The organism is Martinezella sp. CNPSo 3964, assembly GCF_057784375.1.
Genome location: NZ_JBXSOW010000018.1, coordinates 38,285 through 60,281, shown reverse-complemented (window position 1 = coordinate 60,281; position 21,997 = coordinate 38,285). Strand labels below are relative to the sequence as shown.

Below are 21,997 nucleotides of genomic sequence, written 5' to 3'. Positions count from 1 at the left end.
CAGCGATTGCTGGGGAGGTCTTTGCAGAACGGTCTTACGACGGAGCTTCAGCATATCGGATGATGCTCTGATTTTGTACATTTTCGACCAATTCATCCGCACGCGATAAAAGCCGGCGGAGCAAGGGAGAGGGATTTGCTTCGCTGTATCCCAGAGTGAGATCGACTGTCGGAGGCACACCGTCTAGCGCTCTGGCAACAACGTTTGGGGCCAGCATATTTTGCGCATAAAATGGAACAAGAGTAACTCCGCCCGTAGACGCAACGAGCGACATTGCCGACGATATGTTCTCGCCCTCGTATTTTGCCTTAAGCACGATCCCCGCACTCGCTGCATAATCCTGAATCACAGCTTGCAATACCGGGGACGTTCTCGCCGAACTGACATAAATTTCGCGCGCAAGATCTTCCGGCCGAATCTTTTTGCGTGACGCCAAGCGATGGCTCGCCGGCAGCACGGCGAGCAGAGGCTCTTTCGCCAGCAATTTGAAGGATAAACCTAAACTCTGTTTCTCGGGGCGAAGGAAGGCTAGGTCCAACCTCCCGCGCATTAACGCAAGAGCAAGCTCCGGGGAGGATAGGCTACACAGCGTGACTTCGGTCTCAGGCGCTTCCTCACGGATCATGCGCAATAGGTGAGGCAGCCATGTGACCTCCAGCCCAACCAGAAACCCCATAGCGAGTGCGGGCCTTTTCGGCTCCGCCGTCCGCCGGGCGCCTTCGATCGCAGCCTCGACTTGCAGAAGTGCCAGCCTGGCATGATCGAGAAACACCTTACCGGCGGCCGTGAGCGTCACGCCACGCGACTGCCGCTCCAGCAGTTTCACACCGATTTCGGTTTCCAGATCGCGAATTTGTCTACTGAGGGAGGGTTGAGAAGTATGTAGCCGTCGCTCTGCCGCGGTCAATAAGCCGCCCTCCTCCGCAACAGCAACAAAATAGCGCAAATGCCTCAGTTCCATCAGCTCCTCGCTATACCTTTAAGGCATAGCTCGAACGTACAAGGTATTTGTCTTTGATATAAGGGGGGATTTAGTTGGCGTCGCAATTTTGGGATATGCTCAAACGCGCCTCAACGGAGGTATTTCCCAATCAACTGTGTCCAATCGGAGAAGGAGCGACTCGATGCCTACGATCATCACCGCAGACGGCGTAAACATCTTCTACAAGGACTGGGGCTCGGGCCAGCCGATCGTTTTCAGCCACGGTTGGCCGCTGTCGGCGGACGACTGGGACGCCCAGATGACTTTCTTCCTTGGCCACGGCTATCGGGTGATAGCCCACGACCGGCGCGGCCATGGCCGGTCCGACCAGCCCGGCACCGGCAACGACATGGACCACTGGGTTGCCGACCTCGCCGCCCTGACCGAGCACCTCAACCTGCGTAACGCGATCCACATCGGCCACTCGACAGGTGGCGGCGAAGTGGCTCGCTACGTCGCGCGCCATCAGGAACGCGTCGCGAAGGCGGTGCTGGTCGCTTCGCTGACGCCGAACATGTATAGGAGCGAGGACAATCCCGCCGGTCAGCCGCCGGAATGGTTCGAAGCGATCCGTGCAGGCGTGCTGGGCAACCGGGCAGAGTTCTTCCGTTTCGTCCCTGAGAATCCGTTCTATGGCTACAATCTGGATGGGGCCAAACCTTCGGAGGCAGTGATTGCGAACTGGTGGCGTCAGGGCATGGCCGGCGGCGCCCTGGCACACCACGCAACTGTCGACTCCTGGCTCGAGGATTATACTGAAGACCTCAAGAAGATCACCGTGCCGGTGCTGGTGATGCATGGTGAGGCCGATCAGGTTGTCCCGTTCGCAAGTTCCGTGCCGCGTGCGGTCGATCTGCTCAAGAACGGGTCGCTGAAAACCTACCCCGGCTACCCGCATGGCATGCTGACCACGCATGCGGATGTCCTCAACCCTGATCTGCTCTCGTTCATCAAATCTTGATGACATCGACCGGACCGCGACCGGCATCAACGTCGAACGGAGGATCAGTCACCCGGCACTGTCGGATGACTGATGTTGGTGCCGGTACATGGAGCGTTCCCGAACTGCGCTTTCGATAGTCGCAATTTGCTTGGTGTATAGTAAAAGATACAATCTGTCGCGCTTCAATTTTTCGACGCAATGGCCGATTTCTCGACAGGGCGAAATATCTCGGCTTCCTACCTTTAGGTAACCTCAGGCTGGCGTTGCCGTCGGGTTCGAGTTTTATGGCGCTCAGCTACTTTGGGACACTGACCACAGTATCTGAACGGCTGACATGCGGGCGCAAAAAATCGTCCCGCACTTGGCGGCGATGGCACATTTGAAGACCACGACCCCCGTCAATAAAATCGGATCCGTAATGATGTGAAGGGATCCGAACCTTCGGCCCATTTACCAGACCATATCTAAGACGTAATTTTCACAGATAATTCAATATCTTAGCCCGTGAGTGATAGCCAGTTTATGGCAGAAAACAGTCGTTACCCGCTGGATCTCCTAGGTTTGCGACAACACTCTTGATCATTGAAATTACTACTGAAGAGCTGGCGCATACGTCAGATCCGAAAGTCTGTTTTTGCGAGCACTTTTACGACAATCTTACAATCTCATGTGCATCGTTGCTCCACGAACAGTTTCCTCACATCTGCTGTCAAGACCCTCAGTCGTATTCTGCTCGAAGCGCCTCCCATTCTTCAAGGAGGGCCTCGTATCGGTCGCGGAAGTCCTGCTCTTCGCTTCCCGCAAGTGGGTAGCGATCAATCGAGAAGGTTTCGCCGCGAATGACGTCCAGAATCCGGATCTCCTCGTGAGGTACAGTTAGGAGTGCTTGTCCCAACAGCCAAAGCCCGAGCTGCGCAGCCTGCTCATCCAGAACAGGGCTCTCTGAGAAATAGGGGTAGACGTAATGCTCAACGCCACGACCATCGCGGGCGGACAAAATGTTGCCGACCTTCACGACGGCATCCAGCCCCGGAAACGGAAACTGCGTCCCGAGCTGTCGTCCGGGCGCAAAGGGCGCGTTCGTCCAGCGGCGCCTCTCGTCCCACCAAAGTAGGAAGCCGTCCCGTAGCTGCGGATAGAGATTTTGCCGGCGGCCATTTCCAGCGATCCGCCCATCAGTGGCGGCGTGCAGATCGTGCATACCGAAAACATGCCGCTTCGCGTCACTCCAGAAGGGCCCGTAGAAATCCCCGCCGCCCTCGCCATCGTCATCCGCTGCTCTTGCGCGATCCTCTCGAATGTCGGCCCGGAGTGCCGATCGGCGAGGACCTTCCTCCAGGAACATAATTTTGAGGAGTTTGCGAAGGTGTACGCGGCGCATCGACATCTCGACCTCCAGAAAATCAAGACTGAGTGACAACTAGTTCGGCGATCTTAGCGGCGACTTCCGCCATCGACTCTTCGGCAGTACTCAACCCAGCTCGGGAGGCCAGCAGCAGGCTGACCTGCTCAAGCTCTTCATAGGTTGTTCCGTGAACAACCGGGACGAGCCGCTCACGCCTTAGAAGCGCTGACAGTTCTTTGTCAGCAATGCCTTCTGCCGGCAGACGGCGTAGCATAGCCGGGGTCACCAGAACGATACCAACCCGGGAATTCACCAGGCCCTTATCGATCGCCCGCATCATCGGTACTCCGAGGCCAAGATCCTTCTCGCTGAACCACACACGTACACCCCGCGCTTCGAGCAGGTCATGCAGTTCCTTGGCGGATCCCTGCCTGTCATCCCACGCATGACAAAGAAAAACGTCTCGAAGGTCAGGCTGCGACGCTGCTAGATTCTCGACATTTTCGCGAACAGGCGTGAGTGATTGCACTTGTTCGGGCGTGTACCACACAATGGAACCGGCTCCGGACCAACGCGGCTTTGCAGTGCGGCGGCCCGACCCGCCACTACTGCTGCTTCGGCCGCTGCTGCTTCCTGACTGGAAATATGAAGGAGTCGAGCCCGAGCTGTACCCGCCGCCATATCCCCTGTAACTGCTATAGCGACCATAGCGGCTTCCACAAGCAGGACAGTCGGCGGCCGCAGCGGCTGATCGATGGCCCTTTACTGGAGCGGTGCATCTAGCCATATCTTTCTTCTCCTTCCTCGATCCGCCAATTTGCGAATCCCCTCACAAAAAAGACCGCGTTCTGAAATGAACGCGGTCTTGGTGGATTAGCCCTTTGGTGGGTAGGGATCATTGCCATAACTGTCTCGTTCACGAATCTGACCGTTTCGGCCGTGGATCAACAGTTCAGACTGTTGGTTCTGCGCGATCGAACGAGCATGAGCCGTTGCTTCAGCTTGGGTAGAGTGAACCGCAGTGGCGCGGCTGTTCCCGGCACCCTGCACTGCCCAACCATTAGCATGAGGCACAACGTGTTGGTTCTTTCCTGACATCTTCTCACCTCCTTTCCGTCCCAATATGGACATGCCGTAAGATATGGTGAACGATCAGGGCGTTGTCAACTGTGAACGTATCGTTCATTTGACAGAACGGCGTTTTCCAAATACTGGCTGCGTCCGAAGAGCATGTATGGAGATCGAAAATGTCATTAGCTTCGAAGCTCAAGGAGCTTCGGTTGAAGCGCGGAGAGTCGCTCCAACAGGTTGGCGACGCGGTGTCAGTTTCGAAGGCTCATATTTGGGAACTGGAGAAGGGAACCAGCACCAATCCGGGCCTTGAGCTTCTTAAGAAGCTCGCCGCACATTTCAACGTTACCGTCCAGTACCTTGCTGAGGACGAACAGGAAGAGCTCGACCAATCCTCACTACAATTTTTTCGCGAGTTCGGCGGCAAACTTTCTGATAAGGATTGGGAAACGCTGCGCGTTGTCGCCGACCGCCTGAAGGATAAGGACGCGAAATGAACGACGAGCTGATGATGGATCTCGCGGACTGTGCCTCCCCTGAGTCCATCATCGCTTGCATTCTACGCCATCACCCGCACTGGACAGCGCCGGTCCCGATCGAAGATCTGGCCCGCTCCATCAACATTATCGACATTTTGGAGATGGAAACAGAGGAATTCGAGGGCGGCCTCACCACCGATCCAGACAAACTGAAGGGCGTCATCCTCTACAAGGCCGGGACGAAAGGGGGGCGTCGACGCTTTACCATCGCCCACGAGATCGGGCATTTCTTGATCCCGTGGCATAAGGGGGATCAACGCTGCACAAAAAAGGACATGAGCGAGCGGCGGATCGAAACGCTTGTTCAGAAACAGGAAACAGAAGCCAACCGGTTCGCGGCCGGCATACTTATGCCGAGGACATGGTTCGTTTCCGATATGCGCAAGCTGGGCGATGCCGACGTAGAGCACGTCAAAACGCTTGCTAGACAATACGGGACAAGCGTCGAGGCGACTGTTGCCAGGTATGTCGAGCTGACTGATGATTGCTGTGCATTCGTATTCTCGAAAGACGGAATTATTCGATATACCAAGGCGACCAAGGATTTTCCACCTCTGTCGGTTCGCTCGAAACATCATCTTCCGGAGCGAAGCCTATCCTGGCGATCCTCTGGCCGCACACAATCCGGTCCGTCAGAATGGGCTGAAATTCAGGGAAGTGTCTGGCTAACCGGTGAAGGCCGTTCTCATTGCCCAAAAGTTCTGGAGCAAACGTTGATTCAACGGGAGGGATACCAGCTCACGCTGCTTTTTATTGCTCCCGATGAAATTGAGAACACCGAGGAGATCGAAGCCTTGGAAGAAAGTTGGACGCCACGGTTCCGCCGGTAAATCTACCCACTGCGAGACGGAGTTTTAGTCTGAATTCGGTTGCCGTGGTAACAGGTGCTGAGAGGCCACGCATACGGCTAACGACAACAGATCTACTGATGCGAACGGAATCGAACCATTGACCGGAGCCTTTGGATCGCCAAGTCTCAGTTTCGCATAGTAAAGATAGTAATCGGAGATTCGCGATGCTGGAAGGAGGCCAAAGGCCTGCAACGATCGAGTCCTTGCCAATCGCTATGGCGCGGTTCTCAGGAATAAAATCGGAACTAAGTGTTTGGGCGACAGCCGAGATATCTTTCGAGTTCAACCCTAAGGGTACCCACCTTTTCTCAATTTTTGAGCTCGCATATGGCTATGCCAAGCGGTGCGATGACCTTACGCGCTCGATCGAATCATTGATCGCGGCAAGTCACATCGTTCCAGCAACGATCGTTGGAAGGGCTTTAATTGAGACCGTTGCCATGGGCAGCTTCTTCATATCCGAAATGGATCGGCTAATAGCACACGGTAAATTGGAGAACTTGGAAAAGCGCTTCACCTCATTCTGGGGAGGCTCCAAGCAAACAGGTATTAAACCTGTTCACGTCAACGATGCCTTGCGTCATTTCGAAGAGGTTGATGCAAAGTATGCGCGTTATCTTAATGAGAAGTATCGCGTCTTCACAGCGCTGTTCGAAGCCCTTATGAAGAAGGGAGCTGAGCCTGAGCTGCCTGAACAGACATTATCCGCGATGAAGAACTATGACTTCCTCTCGGAAATTTCCCATCCGAATGGCCTCGGCGTGCAGTTCATCTATCCATATGTCGAAGGCATGGATGAGAAAATTAAAGCGACCGCAAATGCACTGCTGGACCGCTATCGATTCCAAGCACGGATGGCGATCTTTCAATGTCACCATCTGAATTCCGCACTCGAGACAACCAAGACGCTACCCTCCCGCTATCGAGAGGCGTTCATGAGGGGCGCGTAAACGTGGGCGACGAAATTTTCGAACCCAGCGTTGTATTGAGCTCCGCCCTCTACTATCTTCAGAGAGGGGAATGGGGTGGAAGCTGGCGTTGTTCTACGCATCAGAAAATCATATCGATAAGCTGCTGAGAAAGACATACAGTCAGCTCTTGGGGAGCCATACCGAGAACAACCGTGTCACCTCCAAAAAAGGAGATAGCACTGAGGTCTTTGGAGCTCTCCTGCAGCTAACTGACCCTAGGGCCCGCCTCAGTCGCGCAATGGGCCGGTCCATCTTGTTCAGCGCGGTGGGAGAACTTGCCTGGTATCTCGCCGGCGATGACACAATTGCATTCATCTCGCATTATCTTGGCACGATATACGCAAAATTTTCTGACGACGGTGGAATCACCGCCAATGGAGCGTATGGAAAGCGCATCTTTCTGCCCCGCGGGGCAAGCCAATGGGACCGTGTAATAGACCTTCTCCGAGAGCGACCCGGCTCTCGTAACGCAGTCATCCAAGTATTTTCCAACGACGACGCTGCGAAAGGTAGTAACGACATCCCATGCACCTGCACGCTTCATTTCGTGATCCGCGGCGGCGCGCTTCACTTACATGTGCACATGCGGTCGAACGACGCATGGATTGGGCTACCACACGACATTTTTTCCTTCACAATGCTTCAGGAGATCGCAGCAGTTGAACTGCAGTGCGAAATTGGCACTTATCAGCACTCTGTGGCCAGTCTTCATCTATACGATGATAACGAGTTCAAGCCATCTAGAACGTTCGCCCAGCAGTATTGCGACGAGGGGACCTTTGAAGAAATCGCGATGCCGAAAATGCCGGCGGGGGATCCATGGCCATTAATCCATGAGTTCTTGCATTGCGAGCGCGAGTATCGAACTGGGAATATCGATTTCAAGCCATCAAGGGCTCTTCCGCAATACTGGCAGAACCTGGCTATGATCTCAAAGCTGCATTCTATCATCAAGGGAAAAGTAGAGGGCGCTGATTACGATGGAATGATTTCAACGTTGCATCCGTGCTACCGAGTTTTGGTTGTTGATCACGTTGATCGGTGGGCCGGATCTGAGCATACTGCCTTCGATATATTGAGGAATCACTGATTTGCCTTTGCGCCATCATGCCGATCGAACTACCGACATTCTCGCAGCACTAGCCGCCTACGAAACCGAGAACGGTCAGCTCCCTGGATTGACGACGGCTGCACGACGAAGCACGTGGGTCGCTCAGATGATATCGAGTTTGCGACGAATAGAATTCATTCGGCTCCTCAACACTCAAAATATCGATCCGAGCCGGCTAGACCCTAGCAACGTGCTGTTCGACCCTCTCAAGGGCGCCGCTCTCTTGGGTCGTAAGGGGCAGATCGACGAGGCCGTGTGGCTCACATTCGTAGCGACCCACTTTGGCAAGCATGTCACGGACGGCTGGAAGCTTGCCTCGAACGTCATGGGTTCTTTCGGGCATGGCCCCACGTGGGACTTCGCAACCTATTCGGCCCAGGCGGGGCAGTTCGATGCCATGCTTGTGGCCAACAGAGCAGCGTTGAAGGATAAGGTAGCATCTGGCCGCTTCTCTAATCATCGGCAGTACCAGAGTAAAAATCCTAAAACGATCAGCACGGTATTCAGCTCGTTTCACGCTTGGCAATGTGCGCAAGACGGCTTTATCGCGAGAATACAAGCCATCCATAAAATGCATGGGCAGAACCCAACTGACGTGTTCGATCAGCTCTACCGGTCGCTCAAGCCCGTTTTCGGTTTTGGAAGATTGGGCAACTTCGACTTTCTGACGATGTTGGCCAAGCTGAACCTTGCGCCCATTGATGCCGGCAGCACCTACCTCGTCGGGGCAACCGGTCCTTTAGGTGGAGCGAAGCTACTCTTTCATAACAACACGACGGCCCAGGTTTCGGCGTCGTCACTACAGCAGCGTGTCGACCAGATGGACGCATACCTTGGCGTCGGCAAGCAGGTCCTAGAAGACAGCCTCTGCAACTGGCAGAAAAGCCCAGATCACTACATCTACTTTAAAGGCTAGTTAGCTCTGGAACGTAAGGATTATCATCCCAACGATAGCGATGCTTCATTCTGCTTAGCTTTCCGGGTTCTAACGCCTTCGCTTTTTCAAGCTGACCGACTATTATCCCTGGCGACACGCCCACCATTTTCGCGGCATTTAAGATAGCTCGCGGGTTTGGCTTACCGATCAGCGCGTTCCGCACTTCTCTGGGAAGTAAGTAATCCTGAGCGAACAAGTTTGCCTCCATTTCCTCCTTGGAAGAACCATGGAGAGAAGGATCGCTGCCATCCAGATCAAGGTGAGAATCCCCGTGCATCACCACATGCCCGGCTTCGTGGAAAAAGGTGAACCAGAAGTGATCTTCAGCCCGATGACGGAAGCTGAGATGAATTATCGGATTGCCGCTGGCCAGCTTCCACGTCGCGCCACTCGCTCTGCAGCCGTCTGGTGCACGTGCAGTGGTGATTGCCACGCCAACTGAGCGGCAAGCTTCGATCAAGCGAGGGATAAAGATTGAGGGCTTCTTGAATGCCGAAAGCTTTCGAAGCCGAGGCAGTATATTCACGAACCCCTTTGGATCGAATGACGGGAGATCAATCTCAGCGGCCTGCCGTTCGCCGGCCCGCAGCCAGACGAGCGTTGCCATCTCATCGACCTCAAATGCGAAGGAGCGCCGAAAAGCCACCGCGCCGATACCACCGGAATAACGAGAATTCCAATCGGGAAGGCTCGCGCAGCCGAAGAATGACAGCAATGCTTCGCGCAGGTCTTCCTTCTTTGCACCTCTATCGATCCACCCATACCTTCTCATCGAGGCAATAGGCATAGCCTTGGCCCATTTGGCATCGGTGTCAGTAGCAGCCGATAGGCGCGCCATATCAGACAGATAGGTTTTATCGCGTGCAAGCCAGAATCTGGGTGTGGAGCCGAGCTGATCCGCCAACGCTGACGCGAGTGTCGGCGTTATACGAGTGTTCCCTTCAAGCAGCAGACTAAAGTCAGGCCGCTCGAGGCCAAGGCCATCAGCGAGATCGTCTGCGTCAATTTCCCGCGTCACCATCAATCGCTGGATCGTGGCACCCGGAGGAGAAGCCCAGTTTGGCTCGAAACTCATATCAAAACCTTCCCGGCCGAACTTATGTTTCGCAATCGAACGCGATAAGCTTTCTGCCATTCACTCTGACGAACGATTGACTTGCCGATCGGTTCAACTTCCAAAAACGTGTCGCCTTCAATGCGATACGATAACCGTACATTCTCCTGCTGGTGCGAGACTATCGGAACATCAGGCAACTCCCCCAAAAAGAGAACATCCCTAATGTCTGCAACCAATGCATAATAGCTAGCAGTCCGGCTGGCTCCCAATAGTCTTACAGCCTCGTCTTTGTCCAGCGTCACATCGCTCATAGCAGTGGATGAGAATTGCAGTTCCAATGATCAATGCCTGCGTAAGCGATCGAACTTCAAGGTACTGATCAATGAAAAACCCATCGAAAACAGTCTTGACTGAATCAGTTGTATGAAACGTTAAACTACTCGGTGAGATCGTATTATCAATAGCAGGTCGTGCAGAATTATTCGCGCGCATATCAAGCTTACCCCCAACTATATGAATCGGCAGATTTACACTACGCCCCATACCCGAAACCTCCCCCTCCCCGTCATCTCGCGCAGACCGAGCTCCAATACGATCCGCCGCGCCGCCTGCGGCGTGACGTCGAGCGTTTCCGCCACCATGCCGGCCGACACCAGCGGCCGCGCCATGACCAGCTTGACCAGTTCCGGCAGCCTCGATGAAGTTCGGAATCCTTCCAGTTTCCGATCCATCATCGTTTTCGCGAGCGCCAGCCGGTCATACTCCTTCAGACCGGCTTCGGCGGCCGCGATCAGCCCGTGGGCGATGGCCAGCAGCCGGATTTCGCGATTACGATGCCGGAGCCGATCGAGAGGCACGGTCTTGAGGCCGAGATTGATGGCGGCGAGATGCGTGTCTAGCGCAGGATTGAGGCGCAAAACAGCCGACCGATCCAAGGCGCATGCTGCAGCACCGGTGGGAGGCCCTGGACCTGGCGCAATGCGTCCCGCCATTCCTCCAGCCGCTGGTCCTCATCCCAGTCGAGACCATAGACTAGCGGATCCTTTTCGCGAGTGCTGGACCGATTTGGTGCCCTTGCTTGTTCGATGGCAGCGTCGGAACGAGCGAGCACCGCATCGATGGCGGCGAATTCTTCCGCAAGCGAACCGGTATCCTCCCCCTCCGGATTGGCCTTGACTGTGCGCCGATGCTGCCCGCAGTCTGCCCCTCGTCAGTGTCAGCCGACGTGATCTCTGACGGCTACGGTCAACCGGCAGAATCGGAACCAAAAGCTCGCAAATGCCGTTCCTTTGACGAACAACAATCGGTGTCGTCGATGTCCACGGTCGCACAATCCGCTTCAATCGCTCTGCTGAGCTCCGCCCTTCTCGGTGCAACGCTGGCGCCAGCCTCCGCTCTGCGGATGCCAGACAGCGCCGATGCGTACCCGACCGGTCAGGCCGTGTCCGCTTATGCCCGCGGCGAGCAGACCGATCCGTCAGCGGCCCCGACCCTTTCTGCCAGCGAGATCAGGCACATCAGGTGGTGCGCTGCCAAATACACATTGGCGTACGACGCGGTCAACGACACCTACGCTAGTTCCGGCGGCATGCGCCTGCCATGTCGCTCGCCGCGATAGCGGCAGGAAAGCGGCTGTGGGTTTTACCTTACGATTTCAAATGGCCAATTCTCTTCGACAGCTGAGGGTTAGCTGAAAAAGCCATCACAATTTTCAGCTAAAGATTTCAATCGACATTACGCTTTCCCAAGCGATTGCATCACTGGCACGCAGCTCCCCTTGGGACTTTATGCGAACCGCTACGGGAGATCGCAATGAACGGGCGATTTGCCTGTCCGGCCGATCTAGCCAGCTTCCCGAACCTGGACGCCCGTAGCTGCGAAGTCCGTCCATTGTCGGGGCTTCGCTAGCCCATGTCGTGCATAATGCTGACATTGCCTGTCACGAACATGTGCGAGAGACTGGCAAAAACTCCGCTGTCGCCGCCCCGGGTTCGGGACAGCATACCGAAGGCAGGCACATGGACGTCGGGAACCAGGTTTACTCGTTTTCACCCGAACTGGTCGAAGGGATCATCGTCAAACGAAAGAACCGCTTCATCTTTGTCGTAGAGATTGTTGACATTGCCTATGAATGCCATTGTCCTGTGACGGGAGGCATCGGGAACATCGTCTTCGATGCCATCCCCTGCCTGCTCTCGAAGAGCCAGGGCACAATCCGCAAGACCCCCTATACGGTCGAAGCGATTTCGCTCGACCCTCCCGGTACCGAAAACAAAACCTGGGTCGGCATTAACCAGAACCTCGTCAACCGCTGCGTGGAGAACGCCTTTCGGGGCGGCATGCTGGCAAACGTCATCGACGGCGGCCACGCGATCCTGCGCGAGCAGATCCTCGGAAATTCCAAACTCGATTTCAGGATCGGCGGCACCTACATCGAAGTAAAGACACCACTCAGCGACATCCAGCTTCCAGCAGGTTCGCATATCGTGAAGAAGAAAGCCCCGGAGGCCACCGGTCCAAACCGCTTTGTCCGCCATATCGGCGAACTCTCAGACAGTCTTGGCCCCGACAACAAGGCCATCCTGCTGATATGCTTCATCTACGATAATCCGAGATTTATCCGGCCTGCCCAGACCAAGAACAGCGGCACGGTTCGCGGTGTCGTTGCCGCCTCCGTGGCGCGCGGTGTCGAAATCTGGCAGGTCAATTTCGAACTCACTCCGTCCGGTGTCCGTCTGCACCGACACTTCGAGATCACGGCCGATTTCGCCTGGTGACAGGCTCCACCGGACTGGTTGGCGGACCGGCTCACGGACCCGCCAGCTTCAATCATCCGAACGTTGCAAGCGATGAATAGCGCTCATCGCGCAGGATTTCATGCAACTGCCGCCGGCGAACGCCCATGTTGCCTCCGTCGAATAGTGGAAAGGCGATCGCATCCTGGAGGTAGCCGTACAGCGGAAGCTCGTCGTCATAGCTGTCGATGCCGACGACACGCATGAGATTGGTGATCGTGCGAACGGCCGCTTCCGAACACCAGACTTTGGAATAGAGCGCGAGCTCCGCCGCTCCCTCGGTCTGCGCATCGGCGGCCCAGCAAGCCCGCCAACTCAGCGCACGAGCAGCCTCCAGCTCCGCCTTGGCGTCGGCGAGTGCGAATCCCACGGCCTGATGCTCGATGATAGGCACGGCGCCGCCACGACGTTCGGCTTTGGCAAATCGCAGGGCGCAGTCGAACGCCGCACGCATGACCCCGGTCGACATGACTCCGACAAGCGCTGCCGTTGCAATGAAGCTCGCGCTGACAAGATCACGGCCGCCGCCAATGGGTCCCACCAGATTGCTCTTCGGGACCCGAACGTCCTCGAGCCGAAACCTCGGGGTCAGATGTCCACGGTGCCCCATGGAGTTGGCGCTGCGCTCGGTCACCAAGCCTGTCTCCGGGCGGTTGACGCAGATCACGGAGATCCCCTGCTCTGGAGGCACATCATCGTCAGTGCGGCACACGACGGCGAGCACATCGGCCCCCTTGCCGTCCCATCCAGTAGCGCTCGAAACCCATTGCTTACGTCCGTTGATCACCCAATCCTCGCCGTCGAGTCGCGCCGTTGTCCTGGTCCCTTCGCCCGGCTTCGCCGCGTCGAAGTTGGCACTGCCGCCTGGCTCGCTATTGGCCAATGCAGCGAGCGGTGCGCCTCTGGTTTCAAGAAAGGGTTCGATCCATCTCTGCTGCTGTTCGGGCGTTCCCGCCATGAAGATGGGAGTCAGTCCGAGCAGATTGGCGAACATCGTCAGGGAGACGTTGACATCAGCCGCATGGAATTCCTCGGCGACGACCGCCATGTCGACGACCCCGGTACCCTCGCCCCCGAACGGCTGTGGGATCAGCCGCCGCAGGAATCCTTGCGCGACGAGTTCCCCGTAGATCGGCCTCGTCGCTTGGAAGCGCGCCTCGGGCGTCGGCAGATCCCGGATGAGATTGCAGACTTGCGACAGTGTCGTTGACGCGAACCTGCGCGCGTTTGCCTGCAGTGCCTTCTGTTCCGTCGACAGCGCAAAATCCATGATCGTTCCCTCCTTGTTGAAGGGATCGAGCTTATTGATGGCTGGAATGCTTGGCTTGGACGGGAAGGAACCGGCATTGACCGGGAGAGAACTTAGTGGATCAGGATCCGTCGCCGATAATCGGTCGGGGTGTCTGCGAAGCGCTGTTTGAAGCTGCGGCTGAAATACGACATATCCGAGAAACCGCAGGCCAGCGCGATTGCTGTAATCGGCTCGTCGGGTCGTGCCTCCAGGAGCTTTGCCGAGGCTTCGAGGCGGATCTCCTTGAGATGCTCAGCAAAGGGCTGCCCGGTCGGAGCAAACAGGCGGTGGATGTAGCGCGGCGAGACGCCGAACACACGGGCCGCCTTCTCCGCCGACAAGTTCGGGTCGCCGTGATGCCGCCGGACGTAGCCGAGGACGAGGTCCAGCTTCAACGGACCACGTCGCTGACCGTCGCTTGCCTGCTCGGTGCCGATTTTCAACAGGTCGAGGATATGTCCCGCGAACAGCGGACGGCCAGCACCATCGCCGCCATCCGATAGAAGAAGTCGAGCATAGGCCTGGATCAAGCCGCTGATTTCCCGGCTCGTCTCGCTGCTCGACAGCCGCAGCACGCCCGAACTCAACAAGGCTTCAGGCAGGCTCCGACGAGCAACCGCGATGGAGTAGAGGGAGAAGCTGGTCCGATGCACAATATCGAAGGGATGAAGCGTATCGACTACCGCGATGTCGCCGGGCAAGGTGACGACTTCCCGGTCGTGCTGGCTTGTGAGACCGCGGCCGGAGAGCTGCAGATTGACGAAAGCAATTTCCTGCGCGCCGCCGACGATGTGTGCCCTCCGGCGACTGACACCATGCGCGGAGGCCTCGACGCGAGACAGATGAAATGTGTCACTCTGTGCCTGGATGATGCTTCCGACGAAAGGCGACTGGTTCACGCGCAGGGGATCCAGACGCACGAATGCCGCGGCAAGACTGTCCCGCCAGGATACAAACGGATCCTTCTCAATGGTCCCGACCGTCGTCCAGCTCTGCATGCTGTGTCACCCTATCGATCACCGCCAAAACGCTACCCAACCGCACTCAGTTCGTCAAATTCGCTGCGTCGGTCCACATCGACTTCCGACCAGGCAGGATTCCGGACGATATGATCGATGAACGTCCTGACGTTGGCCGAAAGATGCCGGCGGCTGGCATAGACCGCATACAGCCTTCCGTGGATGGCAGCCTCACTGGAAAGGAGCACTTCGAGACGCCCGGCCGCGACATCTTCCGCAATCAGCCAGGTTGGCAGAAAGGTCACGCCCATCCCTTCGCGTGCCACCATCTGCAACATTGTCTCGTTGGAACAACGCAGCACTGATCGAAAACGGATGGCGGCGGCACCTCCGGCACCAAAATGAATCTCGTCGCCAAATGGCGAATGCGTGTAGTTCAGCAGAACGTGTCCGGTCAGACCGTCGAGAGACCCTGGTCGGCCGCGGCGGTCCCAGTAGTGCGGCGCCGCGACAAGCTGCAGGGTGACGTCCGTGATTGGACGCGCGATCAGGCCGGGATCAAGTTCCTTGCTCATGCGCAGAGCCAGATCGTACCCGTCCTCGACCAGGCTGACCATCCTGCCGCTGAGATCCATGTCGAGGCTGACGTCCGGACATCGGGCCGAATAGTCCGCCAACATACGTGCGAACGTGGGATTGGCCAGCCAGACCGGTCCGCTGAACTTCAATCTTCCGCGCGGAGCCCCGTCGTGGCCCGCGATGGAGGACTCCATATCGTTCAGCGCATCGAGGATCTTCCTGGCCTGCTCGAGATATACAGCGCCTGTTTCGCTAAGTCCGACACGCCTGCTCGTCCGGTGGAGCAGGCGGACGTTGAGCCGCCTTTCCAGTTCTCCGACGTGCTTGCTGACCATGGATGTGGAGATTGCGAGGCGATCCGCCGCCGCAGAAAAGCTGCGCAGTTCCGCGACCAGGCAGAATACCCTTATACCGTCCAGCGTGTCCATCGATCATCCACTTCCAAGAAACGATACGTCAACGAACCGAACCATGATCAAATCGCGTGACAGCGTCACAATGAGGCGTCCAGTCAAGAGGTTCTTCATGTCCGCCACCGCATTCAAACCAACCAATCGGGGCCTTGCCAGGAGTCTATGGGTCGCCCAGGTCGCCCTTTTCCTGTTTTTCGTTCTTACAGGCCTCGCGAAAGTCTTCCTGCCGATCGAGACGCTCGCAGCAATGTGGGTCTGGCCGGGGCAGTATCCTTTGCTCGTCCGCGCGACGGCGTGGATAGACATCGCAGGAGGGATCGGCGTGCTGCTGCCATCCCTAACGCGCATCATGCCGAACCTCGCCGTTTTGGCGGCCGCCGGATGCACGTCGTTGCAGCTCTGCGCAATCGCATTCCACCTGTCGCGCGGCGAAGCATACGTGACACCGATCAACTTCGTCGTCCTTGCACTCTCGATCTTCGTCGCCTGGGGTCGGTGGTCAAAGGCACCTGTACAGGCACATTGACGACACGCTCCGCCACTAACGTATCCGCAGCCCGGACGACCCGAGGCGGTCTCTCGAGAAACCGCTTCGGGTTCCAGCAATCCAAGTCTTCCCAAAGGACGCGGTCCCAACCGACCGATCAGCTCAAAGCGCCGACGCTGTCGAGAAAAAATTCATCGAAGCCCTTCAACATTGAGCCAAGGCTTCTGGCGAGTTCGGATCGTGAGGATCCGTACCATTCCCGAGCAATGGCAATGGTTGGAAACTCTATTGCGACGACCTGCATTTCGAGATTTTCGCCATCGGTGCGCTCAAGCTGTCCGCAAAGGGATGCGAACCTGCCCCCGTAGAATTCCACTGAGGGAGCCGCGGTCTCCGCGTAGTCTCTCAACCCTTCCAAGTTCACGGCGTTACGATTCCATATCATATAGTAGGCAACCATCGTTCCTCGCCTGTCTTGAGAATGAGGCAATGCCCGCCTGCGCGGAGCGAGCGGAGTCGATCGGCGATGCTATCGCTATCGTTTGACAGGGGATGTCAGTATGAGGCGGTAGGCCATGCGCCTCCTCAGCGACCGCTAAGGCGCCGCGGCTCTGGCTCTCTCTTCCTCGACCTGGGTCCGCCACTGCTTGACGAGCTCCCGGCGTTGGCCAGGGTAGCGATCGGCCAACAGTTCCGCCTGCTGGATTCTGTCGGTGCGGAACGCCCTGAAATCCTGGCGCAGCTCGCACCAGGCGGCAATGACGCGCATCGTCTCCGCAAAGGCGATCCCGATCGGCCAGATGACACGGTCGGTGTCGGCTCCCTTGCCGTCCCGGTAGACGATGTGCAGCTTCATCTGCTGCTGCATGGCCTTGCGCAGGATCTTAAGGTCGATCGCCTCGTCCTTCTGCGAGGGATAGTGAACGTGGAAGTCGTTGTCGTTGACCTTGTGGCGCAGTTCTGAGGGAAGAACCGCCTCGATCTTGGCGAGCGCATCCTGAGCGGCAAACGAAAGCTCGTCGTCTGTCTGGCGGCTCACCCATTGCACGCCGAGCGCTATTGCCTTGATTTCCTCTTCCGAGAACATCAGCGGCGGCAGCATGAAACTGGGCCTCAGCACATAGCCGAAACCGGGCTCGCCTTCGATCTCCGCGCCCATCGATTGCAGGAGGATGATGTCCCGATAGATCGTGCGTAGCGAAACACCCGTCTGCTCGGCGAGATAGGTCCCCGAGACCGCCTGCCGATGGCGGCGGAGAATCTGAAGGATGTCGAACAGTCGCTGGCTTTGGGACATGACCCTATCCTGAAACAAAACATGCTCCGGCCTATTTTATAGGCCGGAAGCAAGATCGGCCCTAGTCCATGCGGACGAGAACCTTTCCGTTGGCCTTGCGGCCGCTTTCCAGCGCCGTGATACTACCGATTGCCTCGGTCAGCGGCACGATCTCGCCGATCGGAAGCCTGAGCTTGCCCTCGGCGGCCGCCTCGGCAAGACCGTCCAGAATGTCGGCTCTCGCCGAGCATACGATCGGCTTCAGCTTTCGATCGAAGATCGAGCGGATAAACTTTCCGGGGGTCGGATTGATGTCGAGAAAGACGCCACCCAATCGCAGAAGCCCGAAGGCAACGGAAAGGGTCATGGTTCCAGCCGTGTCGTAGACTACGTCGAAACGATCGCCGATCTTCGTCAGATCCGTAGTGTGATAGTCGAAAAGCGGCTTCACGCCCAGTTCGCTGGCGTGCTGCATGGCAACGGCACTGCACGTTCCGCCAACCGTGGCACCGAGGGACATCGCCAGTTGGACCGAAGCCTCGCCTACTGCACCAGTGCAGCCGTTGATGAACACACGCTGACCCGACGAGACTTTCGCCTTGTCCACGAGCCCATTCCAGGCCGTCACCCCGGGAGTACCGAGGCACGCCGCATCTTCGAACGAGATCGATGCAGGCTTCCGGGCGATGAAGGTTTCTGGTGTAATCGCAGCTTCGCCGAGGGCGCCGCCATCCTGGATGCGCACCGAGCCGAACACCTCGTCACCCTGCCTGAAGCGGGTGACACCGGGTCCAACCGCGGTGACGACACCGGAAAAGTCGCTGCCCATCGCGCGGGGAAACTTCTTCCCCGTCACCATCTTCAGATATCCGTTCCGTACCTTCCAGTCGATCGGGTTGATCGAAGCGAAATGAACCTTCACCGCGACTTCGCCCTTACTCGGCGTGCGAAGCTCGAAGTTCTCGAGCTTCATCAGTTCCGGGCCGCCATATTGATCATATTGGATCCGCTTCATAGCAGGCCATTTCTCCTGAGAGTTGCCTCAACGACCTCGATCAGCGGCGTGCTCGGACGGCCGAGAAGCCGTGGCAGATCAACGCTGTCAGTATACCAGTCACCACGCTGGGTAGCAAAGCTGGCATCGGCGATGATGTCAGCGAAGAAGGCCGGAACTCCGGCGGCGGCAAGCGCCTGGCTGTAGCGGTCGACCGGAAGGTCTTCATAGACCAGCGGCTTACCGGTCAACTTCGAGATCGCCTCCGCCAGATCGTCCATGGTGAATGCGGTCCCACCGAGCTCGTAGATCGCGTCGCCATCGATCGGCCCTGTCAGGACGGCGGCCGCCGCTTCAGCGAGGTCGTCGCGGCTCGCACCCGAAAGCTGACCATAGGCTGCAGAACCGATCAGTTTGCCTGTAGCGAGAGCATAGCCAATGTTGCCGAGATCGCCGGCATAGACCTCGATGTAGGCGCCGTTGCGCAGGAAGACGTGCCGCAGACCCGAATGCCGGATCAGATCCTCTGTCTGCTTGTGCTCGTCGCCCAGGAGAAGAGTGCTGGTGTCGCTGTTGACGTAGCCCGCATAGGCGACCACGGGCACGCCTGCCGCCACAGCCGCTTTCACGGCGCGCTCCATCTGGGGATAGCGCTGGCCGAAGTCGGCCGACGGAATCAGCAGCAGCCGTTCCGCTCCGGCGAAGGCCGGCACGAGTGTTTCAGGCTTGTCGTAGTCGGCTTGACGGACCTCGATGCCCAAAGCTGCGAGATCCGCCGCCTTGGCTGGATCGCGGACGGCGGCGACGATATTCTTGGCCGCGACGCCGCGACGCAAAAGTGCTCCAATGACGAACCGCCCATAGCGGCCCGTTGCTGCAGTGATGATGATCATGTCGAATGCTCCCGGCGATCGGCTCAGTGCGGCTGGACGGTGGACATGTAGGCCGCATAGGGCGTGGCGTCGTAGATCACGTCCGTGGAGGCGATCTTGCCGTCCTTGACCTGGATCAGCTCGGCGACGAGCGAATGCGGAACCGGATGGGTTTCGACGGCATAGACGAGCACGGCCTGCGTCTCGGCACCGTAGGCGGCGAGAATATCGAGCTTTTTGATCATGCGGGCAAAGCCTTCCTGGAAGCCGCGGAACGCAGCCACGCCCGTGGTCTTGCCGATGGGCGAGCTGCAGATGATATCATCTGCGGAAATCTTGACGATAGCGTCGACGTCCTTACTGGCCATTGCCTCGCCATAGGCGCGAGCGATCTTGGCAGCCGTTGCGTTCTGTTCAGCCATGGTTCTATTCCTTTGCTGGTGATCTGTGGCTGATATGGGTATAGCGCGACCTAGTGACATCTGGTGTCAGCATGGTACGTTCGATGGTTGTAATTGTTGATATGAACAGCCTTGAGTAAGGAAATTCTGCGTTTTTTCAACGTAGAGATCGCCTTGGATCTGTACTCGACCGCCAAGCCGACATCGCCTCGGGACGCATGGTCGCGCCTATCGGCTTTACGAGAATAGCCGATGGCTTCCGGGCGGCGGTGATGCCGCGCGCATATGTCTGGCCCGCGATCACTCCTGCCCTGAACTGTCTGGCCGCCGAGCTTAGCCGGGATGACATGGCCGGCATCTAGCCCATCGGCCCTTCTGGATGTTCACAGGTGCTCAGCGCGGCGTGCCATCGCCGGCCCTCGCCCGGAAGTTTCAATCAATCCGCAAACTGTCGCGGGTCGCCATGAAATCCGGCTCATAAGTTTTGAAATTGGCCGGCGACGCGGTAAGGCTCAACGCTTGCACCGTGTGGCGTCCGATGGTGACGATCAACAATTGCTCTAGGACATCCGCCTTATCCTTCAGCATCGTGCATCGCATCTGCCGAGCCGGAAAGCCATCGAGCGTCGTGTCTTGCCGCTCCTGACAAGACGACGTCATTCCCTTCTCCGCATATGCGGCGCGCATGGTATTGGCCAGTGATGCCGTTTGGTTTTCCAGCGTGGGCTTATCGCCTTGCTTAATCGCAAGCACGATGAGGTTCAGCACCGCAAGCATCTGTCCCTGCTTGTCGACCTTCACCGCCAACCGGTTCGACCCATCGAATTTTTCCCCCGAGTTTGACGTCGGCACCGGCGACTGCCGCAATTCCCATCCTTGTGGCCACGTGATCGAAGAGGCGACCGCGGCCGGCACCATCGGCAAAAGCACCATAATCAGCATGGCAGAATAGGCACGCATCGACATCGTCTTCAATTCAATGCTCAATCTGGTGGGGCGGCTGAGAGATAGATCTGATGAAGGCTATAACCGGTGCCGGCAGACAATGTCTATTAATCCCGCCTCCATCCGGATGGGCGGCTGCGCCAGACCGCTTGTTGCCTATGCTAAAAGCGCACGGATATTCTCTGCATATGCGCGAATATCCTCCCTGCTCCTCAGGATCACTTTTGAGGCTGAGCATGCATCGAACAGCTTTTGATGTCCCAAAAAGCAGGTCGAGGAGTTTTCCCGGTGGCGATATTCTCTCACCCAGTCGATAAGCTCTTGGAAACTCTCCTCGCTGCCCCCGCCTTGAATGCCCCTGGCTCTGATGTTGGCAACGCACTCTTCCTCTGGAAGATCAATCCAGATCAACGCGGTTACCTGCGACAACACGGCGTTCGCCAGCCAGCCGTATACGCCTTCCATCAACCAGGTCTCGGCTCTTCCGGCGTCGACGACCTCGCTGAGCACGAGCTGGTTGTCTCTTGCGACACCATACTGACCGGGAACCCAACGCAAGTCGTCAAGATGAACAATAGGACGTTGGATGATGGCGCCGACTTCACGGGCAAGCCATGTTTTACCTGTTCCACCGTTCCCAAAGATCAGTATCCTCCGGAGGTCTTCAAGATGTGCCGAGTGCAATGGTCTCTCCTACGTTCAGGGATCGCAGATTAGACTCGACGGTGAAATTTAATTCAATATCGAAAGCCGAAGCGGCGGCAGTTGCCCGGCGATTTGGCGCTGCCCTCGAATCTGCCCCACTTACCCACAGTTGCTGCCATGTCGAATGGTTTTTCCATTTGTTAACCATATGAATTAACGCTATTCTTTTGCGATATTGAATCGAATTTGGCGTTTACTTCCGTTGCTCAGACCGTGGTTTTCTACGGGCTTTACTATCGATAGTATTCAGGTATCGATAGTGATGGATTTCGGGCCGCAAAGCCGGTTTGTCGGTCTTCCTGGATGGGTGGATTCGCCTGGAAATCCGGGCTTTTTGGCCGTTCTTCACCCTGGATCGGTGGACTCATCTGCCTGATTGAGTGGAATGACGCTTACCGAACCGGCCAGCTCGCCACCCTCCCCTCCTCCATTCTCGCGGCGGACTCTGCTTAAAACGGCCAGGCCAGGGCTGA

The 21,997-nt window shown here is 57.2% G+C and carries 24 protein-coding genes and 1 pseudogene; 9 read left to right on the top strand and 16 right to left on the bottom strand.

Translation table 11 applies throughout. The features are described 5' to 3' along the window. Positions 1–34: 34 nt before the first annotated feature. Positions 35–961: a LysR family transcriptional regulator gene (locus tag AC13Q5_RS33185; RefSeq protein ID WP_488504659.1), complete on the bottom strand. Its 927-nt coding sequence runs from the start codon at positions 959–961 to the stop codon at positions 35–37. A 163-nt stretch (positions 962–1,124) separates the two neighbouring features. Between AC13Q5_RS33185 and AC13Q5_RS33180 the strand changes: the two genes are divergently transcribed. After that, the gene (locus AC13Q5_RS33180; RefSeq protein WP_488504658.1) at positions 1,125–1,943 is read left to right on the top strand and encodes an alpha/beta fold hydrolase; all 819 of its coding nucleotides are present in this window, start codon (positions 1,125–1,127) and stop codon (positions 1,941–1,943) included. A 700-nt stretch (positions 1,944–2,643) separates the two neighbouring features. On the opposite strand, the gene AC13Q5_RS33175 is transcribed toward AC13Q5_RS33180, so the two are convergent. From AC13Q5_RS33175 to AC13Q5_RS33165, 3 genes are all read right to left on the bottom strand, one after another. After that, positions 2,644–3,312: a hypothetical protein gene (locus AC13Q5_RS33175; RefSeq protein WP_488504657.1), complete on the bottom strand. Its 669-nt coding sequence runs from the start codon at positions 3,310–3,312 to the stop codon at positions 2,644–2,646. 16 nt (positions 3,313–3,328) lie between these two features. Further along, positions 3,329–3,820 carry a toll/interleukin-1 receptor domain-containing protein gene (locus tag AC13Q5_RS33170; protein ID WP_488504656.1) on the bottom strand — a complete coding sequence of 164 codons (492 nt, stop codon included), beginning with the start codon at positions 3,818–3,820 and terminating at the stop codon, positions 3,329–3,331. 323 nt (positions 3,821–4,143) lie between these two features. Continuing rightward, positions 4,144–4,368: a DUF2188 domain-containing protein gene (locus AC13Q5_RS33165; RefSeq protein WP_003571562.1), complete on the bottom strand. Its 225-nt coding sequence runs from the start codon at positions 4,366–4,368 to the stop codon at positions 4,144–4,146. Positions 4,369–4,517: 149 nt separating this feature from the next. On the opposite strand from AC13Q5_RS33165, the gene AC13Q5_RS33160 reads away from it, so the two are divergent. From AC13Q5_RS33160 to AC13Q5_RS33140, 5 genes are all read left to right on the top strand, one after another. Further along, a complete protein-coding gene (locus AC13Q5_RS33160; RefSeq protein WP_488504655.1) occupies positions 4,518–4,838 on the top strand; it encodes a helix-turn-helix domain-containing protein in 321 nt (106 codons plus the stop codon). Continuing rightward, complete coding sequence (locus AC13Q5_RS33155; RefSeq protein WP_488504654.1) at positions 4,835–5,710, top strand: ImmA/IrrE family metallo-endopeptidase; 876 nt, start codon at positions 4,835–4,837, stop codon at positions 5,708–5,710. The genes AC13Q5_RS33160 and AC13Q5_RS33155 overlap by 4 nt, the downstream gene beginning before the upstream one ends. Before the next feature lie 185 nt (positions 5,711–5,895). Next, a complete protein-coding gene (locus AC13Q5_RS33150; protein WP_488504653.1) occupies positions 5,896–6,681 on the top strand; it encodes a hypothetical protein in 786 nt (261 codons plus the stop codon). Positions 6,682–6,751: 70 nt separating this feature from the next. Beyond that, complete coding sequence (locus AC13Q5_RS33145) at positions 6,752–7,792, top strand: thymidylate synthase (protein ID WP_488504652.1); 1,041 nt, start codon at positions 6,752–6,754, stop codon at positions 7,790–7,792. Positions 7,793–7,919: 127 nt separating this feature from the next. Next, positions 7,920–8,729 carry an alpha-glutamyl/putrescinyl thymine pyrophosphorylase clade 3 protein gene (locus tag AC13Q5_RS33140; protein WP_488504650.1) on the top strand — a complete coding sequence of 270 codons (810 nt, stop codon included), beginning with the start codon at positions 7,920–7,922 and terminating at the stop codon, positions 8,727–8,729. Here the strand turns inward: AC13Q5_RS33140 and AC13Q5_RS33135 are convergent. Both AC13Q5_RS33135 and AC13Q5_RS33130 read right to left on the bottom strand, forming a co-directional pair. After that, positions 8,719–9,885: an ImmA/IrrE family metallo-endopeptidase gene (locus tag AC13Q5_RS33135; RefSeq protein WP_488504649.1), complete on the bottom strand. Its 1,167-nt coding sequence runs from the start codon at positions 9,883–9,885 to the stop codon at positions 8,719–8,721. The two genes, AC13Q5_RS33140 and AC13Q5_RS33135, sit on opposite strands and share 11 nt — an antisense overlap. A 449-nt stretch (positions 9,886–10,334) precedes the next feature. Then, positions 10,335–10,969: pseudogene (locus tag AC13Q5_RS33130) on the bottom strand (RHE_PE00001 family protein); the annotation flags it as partial. On the opposite strand from AC13Q5_RS33130, the gene AC13Q5_RS33125 reads away from it, so the two are divergent. Both AC13Q5_RS33125 and AC13Q5_RS33120 read left to right on the top strand, forming a co-directional pair. Further along, a complete protein-coding gene (locus AC13Q5_RS33125) occupies positions 10,886–11,425 on the top strand; it encodes a hypothetical protein (RefSeq protein ID WP_488504648.1) in 540 nt (179 codons plus the stop codon). The pseudogene AC13Q5_RS33130 and the gene AC13Q5_RS33125 overlap by 84 nt on opposite strands. 400 nt (positions 11,426–11,825) lie before the next feature. Then, complete coding sequence (locus AC13Q5_RS33120) at positions 11,826–12,584, top strand: DNA/RNA nuclease SfsA (RefSeq protein ID WP_488504647.1); 759 nt, start codon at positions 11,826–11,828, stop codon at positions 12,582–12,584. Positions 12,585–12,636: 52 nt separating this feature from the next. Here the strand turns inward: AC13Q5_RS33120 and AC13Q5_RS33115 are convergent, their stop codons facing one another. From AC13Q5_RS33115 to AC13Q5_RS33105, 3 genes are all read right to left on the bottom strand, one after another. Then, entirely contained in the window at positions 12,637–13,872 is a 1,236-nt protein-coding gene (locus tag AC13Q5_RS33115) for an acyl-CoA dehydrogenase family protein (protein WP_488504646.1), read from the bottom strand. Positions 13,873–13,964: 92 nt separating this feature from the next. Next, the gene (locus AC13Q5_RS33110; protein WP_488504645.1) at positions 13,965–14,891 is read right to left on the bottom strand and encodes a helix-turn-helix domain-containing protein; all 927 of its coding nucleotides are present in this window, start codon (positions 14,889–14,891) and stop codon (positions 13,965–13,967) included. 32 nt (positions 14,892–14,923) lie between these two features. Further along, positions 14,924–15,859, bottom strand: a complete 936-nt coding sequence (locus AC13Q5_RS33105) for a LysR family transcriptional regulator (RefSeq protein ID WP_488504644.1) — start codon at positions 15,857–15,859, stop codon at positions 14,924–14,926. Between the two features lie 97 nt (positions 15,860–15,956). Here AC13Q5_RS33105 and AC13Q5_RS33100 point away from each other — a divergent pair, with 97 nt between their 5' ends. After that, positions 15,957–16,370 carry a DoxX family protein gene (locus AC13Q5_RS33100; RefSeq protein WP_488504643.1) on the top strand — a complete coding sequence of 138 codons (414 nt, stop codon included), beginning with the start codon at positions 15,957–15,959 and terminating at the stop codon, positions 16,368–16,370. Positions 16,371–16,488: 118 nt separating this feature from the next. Here AC13Q5_RS33100 and AC13Q5_RS33095 read toward each other — a convergent pair whose 3' ends face one another. The 7 genes from AC13Q5_RS33095 to AC13Q5_RS33065 form a co-directional block, all read right to left on the bottom strand. Next, on the bottom strand, positions 16,489–16,791 hold the full coding sequence (locus AC13Q5_RS33095) for a DUF1330 domain-containing protein (RefSeq protein ID WP_488504642.1): 303 nt from the start codon (positions 16,789–16,791) through the stop codon (positions 16,489–16,491). A gap of 135 nt (positions 16,792–16,926) precedes the next feature. Continuing rightward, positions 16,927–17,628, bottom strand: coding sequence for a helix-turn-helix transcriptional regulator (locus AC13Q5_RS33090; RefSeq protein ID WP_488504641.1), 702 nt, complete (start codon positions 17,626–17,628; stop codon positions 16,927–16,929). 61 nt (positions 17,629–17,689) lie between these two features. Continuing rightward, complete coding sequence (locus AC13Q5_RS33085) at positions 17,690–18,622, bottom strand: NAD(P)-dependent alcohol dehydrogenase (protein ID WP_488504640.1); 933 nt, start codon at positions 18,620–18,622, stop codon at positions 17,690–17,692. Continuing rightward, positions 18,619–19,494 (bottom strand): NmrA family NAD(P)-binding protein, encoded by an 876-nt coding sequence (locus tag AC13Q5_RS33080; protein ID WP_488504639.1) that lies wholly within the window; start codon positions 19,492–19,494, stop codon positions 18,619–18,621. The genes AC13Q5_RS33085 and AC13Q5_RS33080 overlap by 4 nt, the downstream gene beginning before the upstream one ends. Positions 19,495–19,517: 23 nt before the next feature. After that, positions 19,518–19,895, bottom strand: coding sequence for a nuclear transport factor 2 family protein (locus AC13Q5_RS33075; RefSeq protein WP_488504638.1), 378 nt, complete (start codon positions 19,893–19,895; stop codon positions 19,518–19,520). A 411-nt stretch (positions 19,896–20,306) separates the two neighbouring features. Next, positions 20,307–20,840 carry a DUF4946 domain-containing protein gene (locus tag AC13Q5_RS33070; protein ID WP_488504716.1) on the bottom strand — a complete coding sequence of 178 codons (534 nt, stop codon included), beginning with the start codon at positions 20,838–20,840 and terminating at the stop codon, positions 20,307–20,309. Positions 20,841–20,975: 135 nt separating this feature from the next. Further along, positions 20,976–21,503: a P-loop NTPase family protein gene (locus AC13Q5_RS33065; RefSeq protein WP_488504637.1), complete on the bottom strand. Its 528-nt coding sequence runs from the start codon at positions 21,501–21,503 to the stop codon at positions 20,976–20,978. Positions 21,504–21,997 lie beyond the last annotated feature (494 nt).